Source organism: Streptomyces sp. MI02-7b (assembly GCF_033793585.1).
Classification (GTDB): Bacteria; Actinomycetota; Actinomycetes; order Streptomycetales; family Streptomycetaceae; genus Actinacidiphila.
The window spans coordinates 96,220-111,599 of the sequence record NZ_JARAWX010000020.1 but is presented as its reverse complement, the minus strand read 5'-3'; the positions used below and the strand labels follow the sequence as shown (position 1 = coordinate 111,599).

General features: G+C 70.2%; 9 protein-coding genes. 6 read left to right on the top strand and 3 right to left on the bottom strand.

Features of this window, described 5'->3' with window-relative positions:
- The first annotated feature begins 22 nt into the window (after positions 1 to 22).
- Positions 23 to 1,054: an alanine racemase gene (locus PV364_RS29120; protein ID WP_319663372.1), complete on the top strand. Its 1,032-nt coding sequence runs from the start codon at positions 23 to 25 to the stop codon at positions 1,052 to 1,054.
- A 70-nt stretch (positions 1,055 to 1,124) separates the two neighbouring features.
- Here the strand turns inward: PV364_RS29120 and PV364_RS29115 are convergent, their stop codons facing one another.
- Both PV364_RS29115 and PV364_RS29110 read right to left on the bottom strand, forming a co-directional pair.
- The gene (locus tag PV364_RS29115) at positions 1,125 to 2,690 is read right to left on the bottom strand and encodes a glycosyltransferase family 87 protein (protein ID WP_319663371.1); all 1,566 of its coding nucleotides are present in this window, start codon (positions 2,688 to 2,690) and stop codon (positions 1,125 to 1,127) included.
- 141 nt (positions 2,691 to 2,831) lie between these two features.
- Positions 2,832 to 5,612 carry a transglycosylase domain-containing protein gene (locus PV364_RS29110; protein WP_319663370.1) on the bottom strand — a complete coding sequence of 927 codons (2,781 nt, stop codon included), beginning with the start codon at positions 5,610 to 5,612 and terminating at the stop codon, positions 2,832 to 2,834.
- 347 nt (positions 5,613 to 5,959) lie between these two features.
- On the opposite strand from PV364_RS29110, the gene PV364_RS29105 reads away from it, so the two are divergent.
- The 3 genes from PV364_RS29105 to PV364_RS29095 all read left to right on the top strand — a co-directional run bounded on the left by PV364_RS29105 (position 5,960) and on the right by PV364_RS29095 (position 9,109).
- Positions 5,960 to 6,613, top strand: coding sequence for a PadR family transcriptional regulator (locus tag PV364_RS29105; RefSeq protein WP_319663368.1), 654 nt, complete (start codon positions 5,960 to 5,962; stop codon positions 6,611 to 6,613).
- Between the two features lie 23 nt (positions 6,614 to 6,636).
- Positions 6,637 to 7,719 (top strand): inositol-3-phosphate synthase, encoded by a 1,083-nt coding sequence (locus PV364_RS29100; RefSeq protein WP_319663367.1) that lies wholly within the window; start codon positions 6,637 to 6,639, stop codon positions 7,717 to 7,719.
- Between the two features lie 100 nt (positions 7,720 to 7,819).
- A complete protein-coding gene (locus PV364_RS29095) occupies positions 7,820 to 9,109 on the top strand; it encodes an MFS transporter (RefSeq protein WP_319663366.1) in 1,290 nt (429 codons plus the stop codon).
- Between the two features lie 120 nt (positions 9,110 to 9,229).
- Here PV364_RS29095 and PV364_RS29090 read toward each other — a convergent pair whose 3' ends face one another.
- On the bottom strand, positions 9,230 to 10,648 hold the full coding sequence (locus PV364_RS29090; protein WP_319663365.1) for a CCA tRNA nucleotidyltransferase: 1,419 nt from the start codon (positions 10,646 to 10,648) through the stop codon (positions 9,230 to 9,232).
- Between the two features lie 161 nt (positions 10,649 to 10,809).
- Here PV364_RS29090 and PV364_RS29085 point away from each other — a divergent pair, with 161 nt between their 5' ends.
- Both PV364_RS29085 and murJ read left to right on the top strand, forming a co-directional pair.
- On the top strand, positions 10,810 to 13,221 hold the full coding sequence (locus PV364_RS29085; RefSeq protein ID WP_319663363.1) for a DUF6049 family protein: 2,412 nt from the start codon (positions 10,810 to 10,812) through the stop codon (positions 13,219 to 13,221).
- A gap of 34 nt (positions 13,222 to 13,255) precedes the next feature.
- Positions 13,256 to 15,310, top strand: a complete 2,055-nt coding sequence (murJ, locus tag PV364_RS29080) for a murein biosynthesis integral membrane protein MurJ (protein WP_319663362.1) — start codon at positions 13,256 to 13,258, stop codon at positions 15,308 to 15,310.
- Positions 15,311 to 15,380: the final 70 nt, after the last annotated feature.

Genomic DNA, 15,380 nt, shown 5'->3' with positions numbered 1-15,380 from the left:
ACGAAAGGCCACCCCACCCGCCATGGCGCTCTCCCTGTACGTCGACACCGTGCGCTGGCGCGCGCACCAGCAGTCCGTGGCGGAGCAGTTCCCGGGGCTGATCCCGGTCTGCAAGGGCAACGGATACGGCTTCGGCCACGAGCGCCTGACGGAGGAGGCCATCCGCCTGGGCGCGGACATCCTGGCCGTCGGCACGACGTACGAGGCCGCGAGGATCAAGGACTTGTTCGGCGGCGACCTGCTCGTCCTCACCCCGTACCGGCTGGGCGAGGAGCCGGTCCCGCTGCCGGACCGGGCCATAAGGTCCGTCTCGTCGGTGGAGGGCGTGCGCGGCCTGGTCGGCGCGCGGGTCGTCATCGAGGTCATGAGCAGCATGAAGCGCCACGGCGTGAGCGAGGACGACTTCGTCAAGCTGCACTCGGCCATCGACGACGTCCGTCTGGAGGGCTTCGCCATCCACCTGCCGCTGGACCGCACCGACGGCTCCGACGCGGTGGAGGAGGTCTTCCACTGGATGGAGCGGCTGCGCGCGGCCCGGCTGCCGCTGCACACGCTGTTCGTCAGCCACCTCAAGGCGGGCGAGCTGGAGCGGCTGCGCACCCAGTTCCCGCAGACCCGCTTCCGGGCCCGGATCGGCACCCGGCTCTGGCTCGGCGACCACGAGGCGACCGAGTACCGGGGCGCCGTCCTGGACGTCACCCGCGTCGCCAAGGGCGAGCGCTTCGGCTACCGCCAGCAGAGGGCGGGCGAGGACGGCCACCTGGTGGTCGTGGCGGGCGGCACCTCCCACGGCGTGGGCCTTGAGGCCCCCAAGGCCATGCACGGCGTCATGCCGCGCGCCAAGGGCGTCGCCCGGGCGGGCCTGGCCACCATCAACCGCAACCTGTCGCCCTTCGTGTGGGCGGGCAAGCAGCGCTGGTTCGCCGAGCCCCCGCACATGCAGGTGTCGATCCTCTTCCTGCCGGGCGACGTCGCCCCGCCCGCCGTCGGGGACGAGCTGGTGGCCCATCTGCGGCACACCACGACCCAGTTCGACCGCGTCGTCGACCGCTGACGCCGCGCTCCGCGCACCAGTGAGGCCCCCGAGCCACAGGGCTGCGGGGGCCTCAGGAGCGCCGTGGAGGTCAGGCCGGCGGGTTCGGGTCCACGCCCCACTGCACGGGCTGCTGGACCGGCCTCCCGGGCCCGTACGCGCCCTCCGGGCCGGCGAACGGGACGGCGTGGCGCGCATGGTGGCCCGAGCGGCCCAGGGTGACCTTGTCCTCCGCCTCGTCCAGCACACCACCGGAGGGGTCGTCCGAGCCGTCCCGGCGGACCGGGTCGCGCTCGGGGAAGAGCACGTCGCGCACGACGACCGCGCACAGGTAGAGCGTCCCCAGCAGGTGCACGGCGATGGCGAGGTGGTAGCCGTCCATCGGCAGCCCCTTGTTGCCGCCGCCCGTGGTGTAGGCCAGGTAGAACCAGATGCCGAGGAAGTACATGACCTCGGCGGCCTGCCAGATCAGGAAGTCGCGCCAGCGCGGCCTGGCGAGCGCGGCCAGCGGCACCAGCCACAGTACGTACTGCGGTGAGTAGACCTTGTTGGTCAGGATGAAGGCCGCGACGACGAGGAAGGCCAGCTGCGCGAAGCGCGGCCGCCTGGGGGCCCACAGCGCCAGCAGGCCGATGCCGACCGCCAGCAGCGCGAACAGCACCGCGGCGTAGAAGTTGACCACGGTCCGGTCGAGCGAGATGCCGGTCTGCTGGGTGATGATCAGCCAGAAGGAGCCGTAGTCGACGCCGCGTTCCTGGCTGAAGCCGTAGAAGCGGGACCAGCCGTCCCAGGCCAGGAACGCCACCGGCAGGTTCACCACGATCCAGGAGCCCGCCGCCCCGCCGAAGGCGGCGCCCCACGCCTTGAGCTTCCCGGCCCGCAGGGCCAGCACCAGCAGCGGCCACAGCAGGAACACCGGGTACAGCTTCGCGGCCGTCGCCAGGCCGATCAGGATGCCCGCCGCCAGGGGCCGGCTGCGGGACCAGAGCATCATCCCGGCCGCGGCGAGCGCCACCGCGAACAGGTCCCAGTTGATCGTCGCGTTCAGGGCGAACGCGGGCGCCAGCGCGACCAGCAGGGCGTCCCAGGGGCGGCGCCGGTTGGTGCGGGCCACGCAGACCGCGATGACCGCGGTGCACGCCATCAGCATCCCCGCGTTGACCAGCCAGTAGATCTGCTCGCGGTGCTGGATCGTGCCGCCGTGCGGGGTCAGCCAGGAGGCGACCTCCATGAAGACGCCGGTCAGGACCGGGTACTCCAGGTAGCCCATGCCGCCGGAGACCTTGTCGGGGATGTGGTCGAAGTACGGCACCAGGTCGTCGGCGAAGCCGCGGCCGTAGTACAGGTGTGGGATGTCGGAGTAGCAGGCGTGGCTGTACTGGGCGTTCGCCCCGAAGAACCAGCCGCTGTCGTAGCAGGGCAGCTTCTGCACCATGCCGAGCGCGAACATCCCGATCGCCACGAGCACGATGACCCGCAGCGGGTTCCACCACCCGCCGCGCCCCACGGCGGCGAACCGCCCAAGCGGCCCCCCGATGACCTCGCTCCCGGCCCGGGCGACCGGGTCCTCCCCCGTCGGGGGAACGACCTCCTCCGCCTCCCGGGCCTCGTCGGCCGCCCCGGCCTCCCGGTGGTGGTCTTCGCGCACGCTCGTCATGCGGACATCCTGCCCTACGCGGCTGAGCGCGGCCGTCCCGTTCCTTACGCCGCCGCGAACGGCCGCGGCCGCGGAGGGCGTGATGCCCTCCGCGGCCGCGGATCGGTGCGGGTGCGGTCCCCGGGCGGGGCCGCGGCGGTCTCAGCCGTTGGGCCCCTGGAAGAGACCGGTGCCCTTGGTACTGCTGGAGGAGACGGACGGACTCGAGGAGTCCGAGGGCAGGCCGCCGCCCGGGCCACCGCCGTTGTCGCCGCCGCCGTTGTTGCCGCCGCCGCCGTTGTTGTTGCCGCCGTTGCCGGGGTCCTGGCAGCCCAGCCAGGCCTTGCAGGTGTCCGTCGGCGTGGGCGTCAGCGTCGGGGTCGGCTTGGTGAACGTCGGGGTGGGCGTCGAGCTCGCGCTCTGGGTGGGCGAGGCCGAGACGGACGGGCTCGGCGACACGGGGGCGCCCAGCTCGTCGTGGATGTCGCCGATCTTGACCGGCTTCGGGAAGCCGGTGTCCTGCGTTCCCTTGAGCGCCGACTTCATGTACTCGGTCCAGACCTGGGTCGGGATGTCACCACCGTGGATGGACGCGACGCCCGCCGTGCCGTTCATCGAGAGCAGACTGTGGGTCTTCGGGTTCTCGCGGAACATCGCGATCGAGGTCGACAGCTGCTGGGTGTAGCCGACGAACCAGGCCGACTTGTTGCTGTCGGTGGTACCGGTCTTGCCGGCCGCCGCCCGGCCCAGCGCCAGGGCCTTCATACCCGTACCCTTCTGGATCACGTTCTGCAGCACGTCGGTGACGTTGTCCGCCACCTCCGACGGCATGGCCTCGGTGGCCTTGGGCTTGTCGAAGCCGGGCACCTCCACACCGCCCTGCTTGACCGAGGTCACCGAGTACGGCTCGGTGTGCTTGCCCGAGGCGGCGAAGGTCGCGTAGGCGTCGGCCATGCGGACGGCGCTCGGCGTCGAGGTACCCAGGGCGAACGAGGCGTTCCGGCCGGCCAGCGACTCCTTGAGGATGCCGGCCTTCTCGGCGACCGAGGCCACCTTGTCCATGCCGACGTCCATGCCGAGCTGCACGAAGGGGGTGTTGATCGACTGCTCCATCGCCTTGCGCAGCGTGATGTAGCCCCAGGGGTAGTCGCTCTCGTTCTCCTGGTAGAAGGGCGTGTTGTCCTTCTTCAGGACGTCGGTGCCGTCGTTGTTCTTGACCCTCAGGTGGTCGTTGCCGTTGTACTTGCTCAGCGGCGAGATCCCCTCGCCGTGGCTCCGGTACGTGCCGTACTCCATGGCGGCGGCGAGCACGAACGGCTTCCACGTCGAACCGACGGGCACACCCGAGGTGTTGGCGTTGTTGGTGAAGTGGTTGTTCTCGAAGCCGGGGCCGCCGTAGATCGCGACGATCGCCCCGTCGTTCGGCTTCACCGACGCCGCGCCGAACTGGACGTACTTGTCCTTCTCGCGCTTCTTCGGGTCAAGGTTGTCCTGCTCGACCTCCTGAACCGCCCTGGACAGCGCGTCCACCTTCGGCTTCTCGAAGGTCGTGTAGATCTGGTAGCCGCCCTGGTCGAGCTCCGCCCGGCTGATCTTGGAGTGGCTGAGCACGTAGTTCTTGGCGGTGTCCACCAGGTAGCTGATCTGGCCGGTCATGCCCTTGGTGGCCTTCAGGCCCTGCGGCATCGGGTACTTGGCGACGGCCTTGTCGTACTGGTCCTTGGTCAGGTGGCCGTCCTTGTACATCTCACCGAGGATCCAGCGCCAGCGGTCCTCGGAGTTCTTCCGGTTCGCCTCGGGCGTCGCGATCTTGTCGATGCTCACGTTGCCGGCCGGGTCGTAGTACGTGGGGCCCTTGAGCAGCGCGGCGAGGAAGGCGCACTGGCTGTCCGTCAGCTTCTCGGCGTCCCTGCCGTAGTAGGTCTGGGCCGCCGCCTGGATGCCGTAGGCACCGCGTCCGTAGTACGAGGTGTTCAGGTAGCCCTGAAGGATCTGGTCCTTTTTGAGCTTCGTCCCCACCTTTATGGAGATGAAGAGCTCCTTGAACTTCCGGCTGACCGTCTGGTCCTGGCTCAGGTAGGTGTTCTTGACGTACTGCTGGGTGATCGTCGAACCACCCTGCGCGTCACCGCCCTTGGCCATGTTGAACAGGGCCCGGCCGATGCCCATGGGGTCGACGCCGGAGTCCTTCTCGAAGGTCTTGTTCTCCGCCGAGATGACCGCGTACTGCATGGACTTCGGGATCTCGGCGAGCGTGACGTTCTGCCGGTTGGCACCGGTGCCGGTCGCCACCATGCGGTCGCCGTTGGCCCAGTAGAAGACGTTGTTCTGCGACTTGGCGGCGTCGTTCTCATTGGGGATGCCGACCATCGCGTAACCGATGCCCGCGGCGGCCACCAGACTGCCGAAGAAGAAGACGCACAGGCCCGACACGAGCTTCCAGGACGGCACCCAGCGCTGCCAGCCGTCCCTGCCCCAGCGGGGGTAGTCGAGGATGCGCTTCTTCGGCGGCTGGCCGCCGCCGCGCCCGCCCCCGGCACCCGCCCCTGCTCCCGCGGTGCGGCGACGGCCGCCCTTCTGTGTGGACTGGGCCGCGCGGCGTGCGGCTGCGCGGCCCTGGTACGGGGGCTCGCCCCCGCCCCGGCGTCCGCCCTGACCCGCACCCGGGACCGCGCCGTGGCCGGCGCTTCCCCGTGCGCCCTGTCCGGCGCCGGGCGGACGTCCGCCCTGGCCCTGACCCGGGACGGCGCCGTCCCGGCGAGGCTGCTGGCGCGGACCGCCGCCCGCCCCCTGGGCCGGACCGGCTCCGCGTGTGCCGTACGACTGCGATGGCGGCGCTTCCCGCCGGCCTCCTGGCGGCGGTTGCTGCTGCGCGCCGCGCCGGGCGGCTGCGCGGCCGCCGCCGGGCGGCGTCTGCGGCGGCTTGCGACGGTGCTCGCTCATGAACAGCTACTCCTAGGACAGGCGGGATCGCCTGAAAGCGGCAGTGGTTTTCCGGTCCCCCCGGCGTGCGTTGGCCGCACTGCACCACGGACAAGGACGCTCACTTGCGCCTCACGGTTCCCGGTGCTCTGCATGGCGAACAGAGTACGCAGGGTCAAAAGACGCGCTAGCCCGATCTTCATCACATAAGGGGCGGTTGACGCTGTGCAGATTTCCCGATGTGACGTCGGTCACCGTGCGCCATCTTGCGGGGCCCGGTCGGGCGTTCTATCGTCACGATGTATCGAGCCGATACATCGCGGCGAGATAAGAGGCGACGACGGCAAGGACGGAGGCGTGACGAGGGCATGAGCAAACGCTCGGGCATCCTCGAGTTCGCCGTCCTGGGCTTGCTGCGCGAATCCCCGATGCACGGTTATGAGCTGCGGAAACGGCTCAACACCTCGCTCGGTGTGTTCCGCGCGTTCAGCTACGGGAGCCTCTACCCCTGCCTCAAGACACTGGTCGCTCAGGGCTACCTGGTCGAGGAGACCGGCCCCGAGTCCGATCCGCTCACCGCGCCGCTGGCCGGCCGGCGGGCGAAGATCGTGTACCGGTTGACGGCGGCCGGCAAGGAGCACTTCGAGGAACTGCTCGCCCACTCCGGACCGGACGCATGGGAGGACGAGCACTTCGCTGCTCGTTTCGCCTTCTTCGGCCAGACGTCCAGGGACGTACGGATGCGCGTCCTCGAAGGGCGGCGCAGCCGCCTCGAGGAACGGCTGGAGAAGATGCGCGCGTCCCTCGCGCGCACCCGTGAGCGGCTCGACGACTACACGCTCGAGTTGCAGCGGCACGGCATGGAGTCGGTGGAGCGCGAGGTCCGCTGGCTGAACGAGCTGATCGAGACCGAGCGGGCGGGGCGCGGCAGGCCGCCCCTGTCCGCTCCGTCCTCCGACGCCGAGCAGGACAACCAACAGGAAAACGACGAGGGACCCGGCAGCGACCGGGGATCCGCGTGACGATCACACAGGGAGCAACCGGAATGGGTTCGGTTCGCGTAGCCATCGTTGGCGTGGGCAACTGCGCCGCGTCGCTGGTGCAGGGTGTCGAGTACTACAAGGACGCCGACCCGGCCGGCCGCGTGCCCGGCCTCATGCACGTGCAGTTCGGCGAGTACCACGTGCGTGACGTCGAGTTCGTGGCGGCCTTCGACGTGGACGCCAAGAAGGTCGGCCTCGACCTGGCCGACGCCATCGGTGCCAGTGAGAACAACACCATCAAGATCTGCGACGTGCCGCAGACGGGCGTGACCGTTCAGCGCGGCCACACCCTGGACGGTCTGGGCAAGTACTACCGCCAGACCATCGAGGAGTCCGGCGAGGAGCCGGTGGACATCGTCCAGATCCTCAAGGACCGCCAGGTCGACGTACTCGTCTGCTACCTGCCGGTCGGTTCCGAGGCCGCCGCCAAGTTCTACGCGCAGTGCGCCATCGACGCCAAGGTCGCCTTCGTCAACGCCCTGCCGGTGTTCATCGCCGGCACCAAGGAGTGGGCGGACAAGTTCACCGCGGCCGGCGTGCCGATCGTCGGCGACGACATCAAGTCCCAGGTCGGTGCCACCATCACGCACCGCGTGCTGACCAAGCTCTTCGAGGACCGCGGTGTCGTCGTCGAGCGCACCATGCAGCTGAACGTCGGCGGCAACATGGACTTCAAGAACATGCTCGAGCGCGAGCGCCTGGAGTCCAAGAAGATCTCCAAGACGCAGGCCGTCACCTCGCAGATCCCGGACCGCGAACTGGGCGAGAAGAACGTCCACATCGGCCCCTCGGACTACGTGGCCTGGCTGGACGACCGCAAGTGGGCATACGTCCGCCTGGAGGGCCGTGCGTTCGGCGACGTCCCGCTGAACCTGGAGTACAAGCTCGAGGTCTGGGACTCCCCGAACTCCGCCGGCGTCATCATCGACGCGCTGCGCGCCGCGAAGATCGCCAAGGACCGCGGCATCGGCGGCCCGATCCTCTCGGCCTCCTCCTACTTCATGAAGTCCCCGCCGGTGCAGTACTTCGACGACGAGGCCCGCGAGAACGTGGAGAAGTTCATCCGCGGCGAGGTCGACCGCTGATCGGCGGTACAACCACCGTTCACCGCCCGTCGCACGACGCGACCCATCAGGCCCCCGGGTATGACACCCGGGGGCCTGTGCGTCGTGTGAGGCTGTGCGCATGGCCGTCGTACGCGATCTCCGTCTGCTGCTGCGCTTCCGTGACTTCCGGCGCCTGCTGGCGGTGCGGCTGCTGTCGCAGCTGTCCGACGGCGTGTTCCAGGTGGCACTGGCGGCCTACGTGGTCTTCTCCCCGGAGAAGCAGACCTCACCGGCGGCCATCGCCTCCGCCATGGCGGTCCTGCTGCTGCCGTACTCGCTCCTGGGGCCGTTCACGGGCGTCCTGCTCGACCGCTGGCGCCGGCGGCAGGTGCTGCTCTACTGCAACCTCCTGCGGGCACTGCTCTCGGCCGGCACCGCCGCCCTGATGCTGCTGAGCGTCCCGGACTGGCTGTTCTACCTGTCGGCCCTCTCGGTCACCGGCATCAACCGCTTCGTCCTGGCCGGACTGTCGGCCGCACTGCCCCGCGTGGTGGACGGCGATCGCCTCGTGATGGCGAACTCGCTCTCCCCGACCGCGGGCACCCTTGCGGCGACCGCGGGCGGTGGCGTGGCGTTCCTCATCCATCTCGGGGTCGCCGAGGGCCGGGCGTCCGACGCCCTGGTCGTGCTCCTGGCCGCGGTGGTCTATCTGTCGGCCGGGCTGACCTCCCTGCTGTTGGGCAAGGACCTGCTGGGCCCCGATCCCGCCCGGGTCCAGCCGCGGGTCGGCGAGGCGCTGCGGAGCACGCTCAGCGGACTTCTACACGGACTGCGGCACCTGCGGGAGCGTCCGCGCGCGGCGCGTGCGATGGCCGCGATAACGGCGATGCGCTTCTGCTACGGCGGGCTGACGGTGACGGTGCTCATGCTGTGCCGGTACGCCTGGGCCGACGGGGGAACCGGCGACCGGTCAGGCGGGGACGGACTGGCGCTGCTGGGCCTCGCGGTCGCCGCGTCCGGGGCGGGGTTCTTCGTCGCGGCGGTGATCACTCCGTGGTCGGCGAGCCGCTTCGGCACCTTCGGCTGGATCACCGTCTGCGCGGCCTCGGCGGCCGTCCTGCTGCCGGGGCTGGGGCTGCCCTTCCGTCCGGTGCCGGTGCTCGTGGCCGCCTTCGTCCTCGGAGTCGCCACCCAGGGAGCCAAGATCGCCACCGACACGGTGGTCCAGTCCTCGATCGACGACGCCTACCGCGGTCGGGTCTTCTCCCTCTACGACGTCCTCTTCAATGTGGCCTTCGTCGGCGCGGCGGCCGTCTGCGCCCTGATCCTGCCCCCCGACGGCAGGTCCGCCCCGCTGGTGATCGCCCTCGCCCTGATCTACGCCGGGGTGGCGGTGGGCACCGCGCGCACTCCGCTCCGTTTCACGTGAAACACGGCGGCATTGCCATGTTTCACGTGAAACATCCGACCCGGTCATGCCGAAGGGGGTCGTGTTTCACGTGAAACACGACCCCCTCCCATGCCGTGACCGTCTCACGGCCCGCACGACTCAGCCGTTCTGTGCCGCCCACCATTCCTTGAGGGCCCCCACCGCGGCCTCCTCGCCGAGCGGTCCGTGCTCCATCCGCAGCTCCAGCAGATGCGCGTAGGCCTTGCCGACCTCCGGACCCGGGGCGATGCCCAGGATCCCCATGATCTGGTTGCCGTCCAGGTCGGGGCGGATCGAGTCCAGCTCCTCCTGCTCCCGCAGCCGCTCGATGCGCTCCTCGAGCCCGTCGTACGTGCGGGACAGTGCCGCGGCCTTGCGCTTGTTGCGCGTGGTGCAGTCCGAGCGGGTCAGCTTGTGCAGTCGCTCGAGCTGCGAGCCCGCGTCCCGGACGTAGCGGCGCACCGCGGAGTCGGTCCACTCGCCGGTGCCGTAGCCGTGGAACCGCAGGTGCAGCTCGACCAGCCGGGCGACGTCCTTGATCGTCTCGTTCGGGTACTTGAGCTTCGTCAGCCGGGTCTTGGTCATCTTCGCGCCCACCATCTCGTGGTGGTGGAAGGAGACCCGGCCGTCGGACTCGAACCGCCGGGTCCGGGGCTTGCCGATGTCGTGCAGCAGCGCCGCCAGACGCAGCACGAGGTCCGGCCCCTCGGTCTCCAGGGCCATCGCCTGGTCGAGCACCGTCAGTGTGTGCTCGTAGACGTCCTTGTGCCGGTGGTGCTCGTCCCGCTCCAGCTTCAGGGCCGGCAGCTCCGGCAGCACGCGGGCGGCCAGGCCGGTCTCGACCAGCAGACTCAGGCCCTTGCGCGGGTGGTCGGAGAGGATCAGCTTGTTCAGCTCGTCCCTTACCCGCTCCGCGGAGACGATCTCGATACGGTCGGCCATCTCCGTCATCGCGGTCACCACCTCGGGCGCCACCTCGAAGTCCAGCTGCGCCGCGAAGCGGGCCGCCCGCAGCATCCGCAGCGGGTCGTCGGAGAAGGACTCCTCCGGGGTGCCCGGTGTGCGCAGCACCCGCTGGGCCAGATCACTCAGGCCGTCGTGCGGGTCGACGAACTCGGGGTCGGGCAGGGCGACCGCCATCGCGTTGACGGTGAAGTCCCGGCGTACCAGGTCTTCCTCAATGGTGTCGCCGTAGGAGACCTCCGGTTTCCGGGACGTGCGGTCGTACGCCTCGGAGCGGTAGGTCGTGATCTCGATCTGGAAACCGTCCTTGCGGCAACCGACCGTGCCGAAGGCGATGCCGACCTCCCAGACCGCCTCGGCCCAGCCGCGGATGATCCTGAGCACATGGTCGGGCCGGGCGTCAGTGGTGAAGTCCAGATCGTTGCCGAGCCTGCCGAGCAGGGTGTCGCGGACCGAACCGCCGACGAGGGCAAGCCGGAATCCGGCGTCCTGGAAGCGGCGGCCGAGGTCCTCGGCCACCGGCGCGATGGCGGGCGCCGGCTTCAGGGTCTGGGGGGCGTTGTTGGCATTCGGCACAACAGAACAGGGTACGTGCCCGTGCGCCCTACGGCGGACCGGTTTAGTGTCGTCCCATGATCGCCACGGACCGGTCCGCGGCCGTCATTGTGCCGATCTTGTGGCCTGACCGCAGCACTTCGACTCATCGAGCATCGTTACCATTCCAGGACGCACATCCGATGACGACGAGGGACGGCCAGCGCGTGGGCGAGGCGGCACAGCACCCTGGGACAGCTCCGGCCCGTACGAGGCTGCGTCGAGCGGCAGCGCTGCTCGCCGGCGCCGCGATGTTCGCGGGTCTGCTCCAGGTCCAGACGGCCCCCGCGGCGTACGCGGACTCCTCGGGCCACGACGTCGACGTGTCGGTGAACACGCTGTCCCCCACCGTCCCCACCAAGGGCGACACCCTCACGGTGACCGGAACGGTCACCAACAAGGGGAAGCAGACGGTCACCGAGGCCGAGGTGGGTGTGGAGGTGGCCCCCGGCGGCCCGCTCACCAGCCGCAGCGCCATCGGCACCGCCGCCGGGCGCGGCACCTACAGTCCCGGCGTCGACGGCTACGAGATCTCCGGCCACACCGCCGCCCTGAAGGACCTGAAGGCCGGTATGAGCCGGCCCTTCACCCTCACGATCCCCGTCAAGGACCTGCAGCTGGGCGCCGACGGCGTCTACCAGCTCGGGATCTCCCTCGCCGGGCAGACCCGGGCGGCCGGCTACCGGCAGATCCTCGGCGTGGAGCGGACCTTCCTGCCCTGGTACAGGACCGCGGCCGCCAAGAGCACCCGCTACACCTTTCTGTGGCCGCTGATCGACCGTCCCCACCTGGCCGTGCGCAGCGAGGGCGACGACCAGCAGAGCCCCATCTTCCTGGACGACAACCTCGCCCAGGACCTGGCTCCCGGCGGGCGGCTCCAGCAGCTCGTGACGCTCGGCCGGAACCTCCCGGTCACCTGGGTGGTCGACCCGGACCTGATCGCCACCGTCGACGCGATGACCCGCCGCTACCAAGTGGCCGGTCCCGGCGGTGATCTCGATCACACCACCTCCGGCACCGGGACCGACGACGCCAAGCGCTGGCTGACCGACCTCAAGACCGCCCTGACGGGCGACGACGTGGTGGCCCTGCCGTTCTCCGACCCGGACATCGCCTCGATCGCGCACCACGGCAAGAACGTCGCCGGAACCCTGGCCCACCTCAACACCGCCACCGAACTGGCGACCACCACCTTCGAGACCGTCCTGCACATCACGCCGGCCACGGACGTGGCCTGGCCGGTGCAGGGCGCGGTCGACCCCTCCATCGTCGACGTCGCCACCTCGGCGGGCGCGGACAAGATCATCGCCCGCAGTGACAGCCTGGGCGAGCCCGGCAAGCCCGTCTACACGCCCACCTCGGCCCGTCCCATCGGGGGCGGCACAACCGCCGTGGTGGCCGACGCGGGGCTCTCCGAGGGCTTCGACGGCGACATGATGCGGGCCGAGAACGCCACCCTGGCGATCCAGAAGTTCGTCTCCCAGACGCTGATGGTCACGATGCAGGCGCCCGACCGGCAGCGGAGCATCGTCGTCGCCCCGCAGCGCATGCCCAGCGCCTCGCAGGCGCAGGCGATGGCGCAGGCCATCACTTCCGTCGAGTCCAGCGCGTGGGCCGAGACGGCCGACTTCGCCGACGCCGCCAAGGCGACCCCGGATCCGCATGCCAACCGCACGGTGCCCCGCGGCAGCGCCTACCCGGCGAACCTGCGCAAGCGGGAGCTGAGCACCGACGCCTTCCGCCAGATCCAGGCCACCCAGGCCAGGCTCAACGGCTTCCTGGTCATCCTCAGCCGCAAGGACCGGGTGACCACCCCCTTCACGACGGCGCTGCTGCGGTCGATGTCCACCGAGTGGCGCGGCAACCCCGGAGGCGCGGCCTCGTACCGGTCGGCGATCGGCGCGTACCTCTCCGATCTCATGGGGCTCGTCCAGATCCTCCCCAAGACCGGTACCCTCACCCTCTCCGGCCGCAGCGGCACCATCCCGGTGACGGTGAAGAACGAGCTCGGCCAGACCATCGAGGGCCTGCAGCTGGAGCTCAGCTCCAGCCAGGGCAACAGCATGGACCCGGGTGACCCGCAGCCGGTCACGGTGGAGGGCGGGCACACCCGGTCCCTGAAGTTCGCGGCGACGGCGGCGCGGAACGGCCTCAACACCATCACCGCGCAGCTCTACACCAAGGACCACGTCGCCTACGGCAAGCCGATCACCTTCACGGTGGACGTCACCTCGATCACCTCCACCGTCATGGTGGTGATCGCCGCCGGTCTGCTGCTGCTTGTCCTCGCCGGCGTACGGATGTATCACCAGCGCAAGCGCCGTGCCGCTGTCGAGGACGGCGACGACGAGGGCGACGGGGAAGACCCGGATGACGAGGGCGCGGAAGCGGCCGAGGACGGGGAAGACGCGGAGGAGGACACCGCCGGCGGCACCGCTGAGGGCACCGGTGGTACCCCGGACGGCGCCGGGCCCGGGCAGCCGGGTGACCCGGCGGCGGACACCGCCGCGCAAAGTAAGGACCCGTCCGGGACGGGTGAGAAGGTGGACCGATAGTCAGCGAGTCAGGGGCCGATGAGGTGGGGCAGTGATGAACGCGCCGTACGACGGTGAACGCGAACGGGAAGCGGCGGAGCGGTTCCCCGCCCAGCCCGGGCAGCCCCCCGCCGTGCCCGACCCGTATCTGCAGGACACGTATGCCCGCGATCCGTACCAGCGCCAGGACCCCACCGCGCAGGACCCGGTGGACGAGGCGCTGTACGACCGCACCGCGCACCCGGCCCAGGGCTACGGTCAGCCGCCCTACGGCCACCAGCCCTACCGGATGCCCTACGCCGACGACGCCGCCACGCGGTACGTGGGCGTGGACGAGCTCGTCTCGTACGCCCCTGACGAGAACGGCGCCCAGGCGCCCGCGCCGGACGCCTACGCGCACCTGTTCCGGGACGAGCCGGAGCCTCCTGCTCCCGAACCGGAGCCGGTGGTGGAGCCGGTCCAGGCTTCCGCGGGCAGCCGCGGCAGCAGCCTGCTGAAGTCCAGCGCCGTCATGGCGGCCGGCACCCTGGTCTCCCGCCTGACCGGCTTCCTGCGAACCCTGGTGATGGCCGCCGCCATCGGCGTCGGCACCCTGAACGACGGCTACCAGGTCGCCAACACGCTGCCCACGATGATCTACATCCTGGTCGGCGGCGGCGCGCTCAACGCCGTCTTCATCCCGCAGCTGGTCCGTGCCATGAAGAACGACGAGGACGGCGGCGAGGCCTACGCCAACCGCCTGCTCACCCTGGTCGTCACGGGCCTCGCGGTCGTCACCGCGATCTGCGTGGTCGCGGCCCCGGTCTTCATCCAGGCGATGTCCCACGACATCGCCTCCGACCCGGTCAGGTTCGAGGTCGCGGTCACCTTCGCCCGCTACTGCATCCCCACGATGTTCTTCATGGGCGTGCACGTCGTGCTCGGCCAGATCCTCAACGCCCGCGGCCGCTTCGGCGCGATGATGTGGACCCCGGTCCTCAACAACATCGTCACCATCGCCACCTTCGGTGCCTTCATCTGGGCCTTCGGTTCCTTCACCACGACCGGGGTCAGCTCGGCGACGATCACTCCCGACGGCGCCCGGCTGCTCGGCATCGGCACCCTGCTCGGCCTGGCCGTGCAGGCGCTGTCGATGCTTCCGTACCTGCGCGACGCCGGCTTCCGCATCCGCCCCCGCTTCGACTGGCGCGGCCACGGCCTCGGGCACGCCGCCCGGCTGGCCAAGTGGACGTTCTTCTTCGTCCTCGCCAACCAGATCGGCATGATCGTGCTGACCCAGTTCGCGACGGCGGCCGGTGCGGCGGCGGAGAAGGCGGGCCAGGAGGGTACGGGCATCACCGGCTTCAACTACGCGCTCCTGCTGTGGCAGATGCCCCAGGCGATCATCACGGTCTCCGTCATGACCGCCGTGCTGCCGCGGATCTCCCGCGCCGCCGCCGACGGAGACGCGGCGGCGGTCCGCGACGACCTCTCCTACGGCCTGCGCACCTCGGGCGTGGCCATCGTGCCGTGCGCCTTCGCCTTCCTGGCCCTCGGCGTCCCGATGACCACCCTGCTGTACAGCGGCTCCGGCAGCGGCGCGCTGAACATCGGCTTCATCCTGATGGCCTTCGGCCTCGGGCTGATCCCCTTCTCCGTGCAGTACATCGTCCTGCGCGGCTTCTACGCGTACGAGGACACCCGCACCCCCTTCTACAACACGGTGATCGTGGCCGCGTGCAACGCGGTGGCGGCGGCGCTCTGCTACTTCCTGCTGCCCGCCCGCTGGGCGGTCGTCGGCATGGCGGCCGGCTACGGCCTGGCCTACACGATCGGCGTGGGCGTCGCGGTGAAGCGGCTGCGCCACCGGCTCGGCGGCGACATCGACGGCAAGCGCGTGGTGCGCACCTACGCCCGCCTGTTCGGCGCGAGCATCCCCGCCGCGGCTGCCGCCGGGGCGGTCGTCTACGGTGTCTCGCACTCGCTGGGCCACGGCGCCGCCGTCTCACTGCTGTCACTGGTCCTCGGCGGCGTGGTGCTCGGCGGAGTCTTCTTCATCGCCGCCAAGCGCATGCGCATCGAGGAGATGACGGCCATGGTCGGCATGGTCCGCGGCCGGCTGGGCCGCTGATTCAAGCCGCGGGGGCAACCATCACCCGCCCCCGCGTGTCGTGCACAGCGGTGGACTGTTGGCACAATTG

Coding starts and splice junctions, on each gene's coding strand:
- PV364_RS29095 (WP_319663366.1), top strand. CDS start 7,820: ATGGCCGTCGTACGCGATCTCCGTCTGCTGCTGCGCTTCCGTGACTTC.
- PV364_RS29120 (WP_319663372.1), top strand. CDS start 23: ATGGCGCTCTCCCTGTACGTCGACACCGTGCGCTGGCGCGCGCACCAG.
- PV364_RS29110 (WP_319663370.1), bottom strand. CDS start 5,612: ATGAGCGAGCACCGTCGCAAGCCGCCGCAGACGCCGCCCGGCGGCGGC.
- murJ (WP_319663362.1), top strand. CDS start 13,256: ATGAACGCGCCGTACGACGGTGAACGCGAACGGGAAGCGGCGGAGCGG.
- PV364_RS29085 (WP_319663363.1), top strand. CDS start 10,810: ATGACGACGAGGGACGGCCAGCGCGTGGGCGAGGCGGCACAGCACCCT.
- PV364_RS29115 (WP_319663371.1), bottom strand. CDS start 2,690: ATGACGAGCGTGCGCGAAGACCACCACCGGGAGGCCGGGGCGGCCGAC.
- PV364_RS29105 (WP_319663368.1), top strand. CDS start 5,960: ATGAGCAAACGCTCGGGCATCCTCGAGTTCGCCGTCCTGGGCTTGCTG.
- PV364_RS29100 (WP_319663367.1), top strand. CDS start 6,637: ATGGGTTCGGTTCGCGTAGCCATCGTTGGCGTGGGCAACTGCGCCGCG.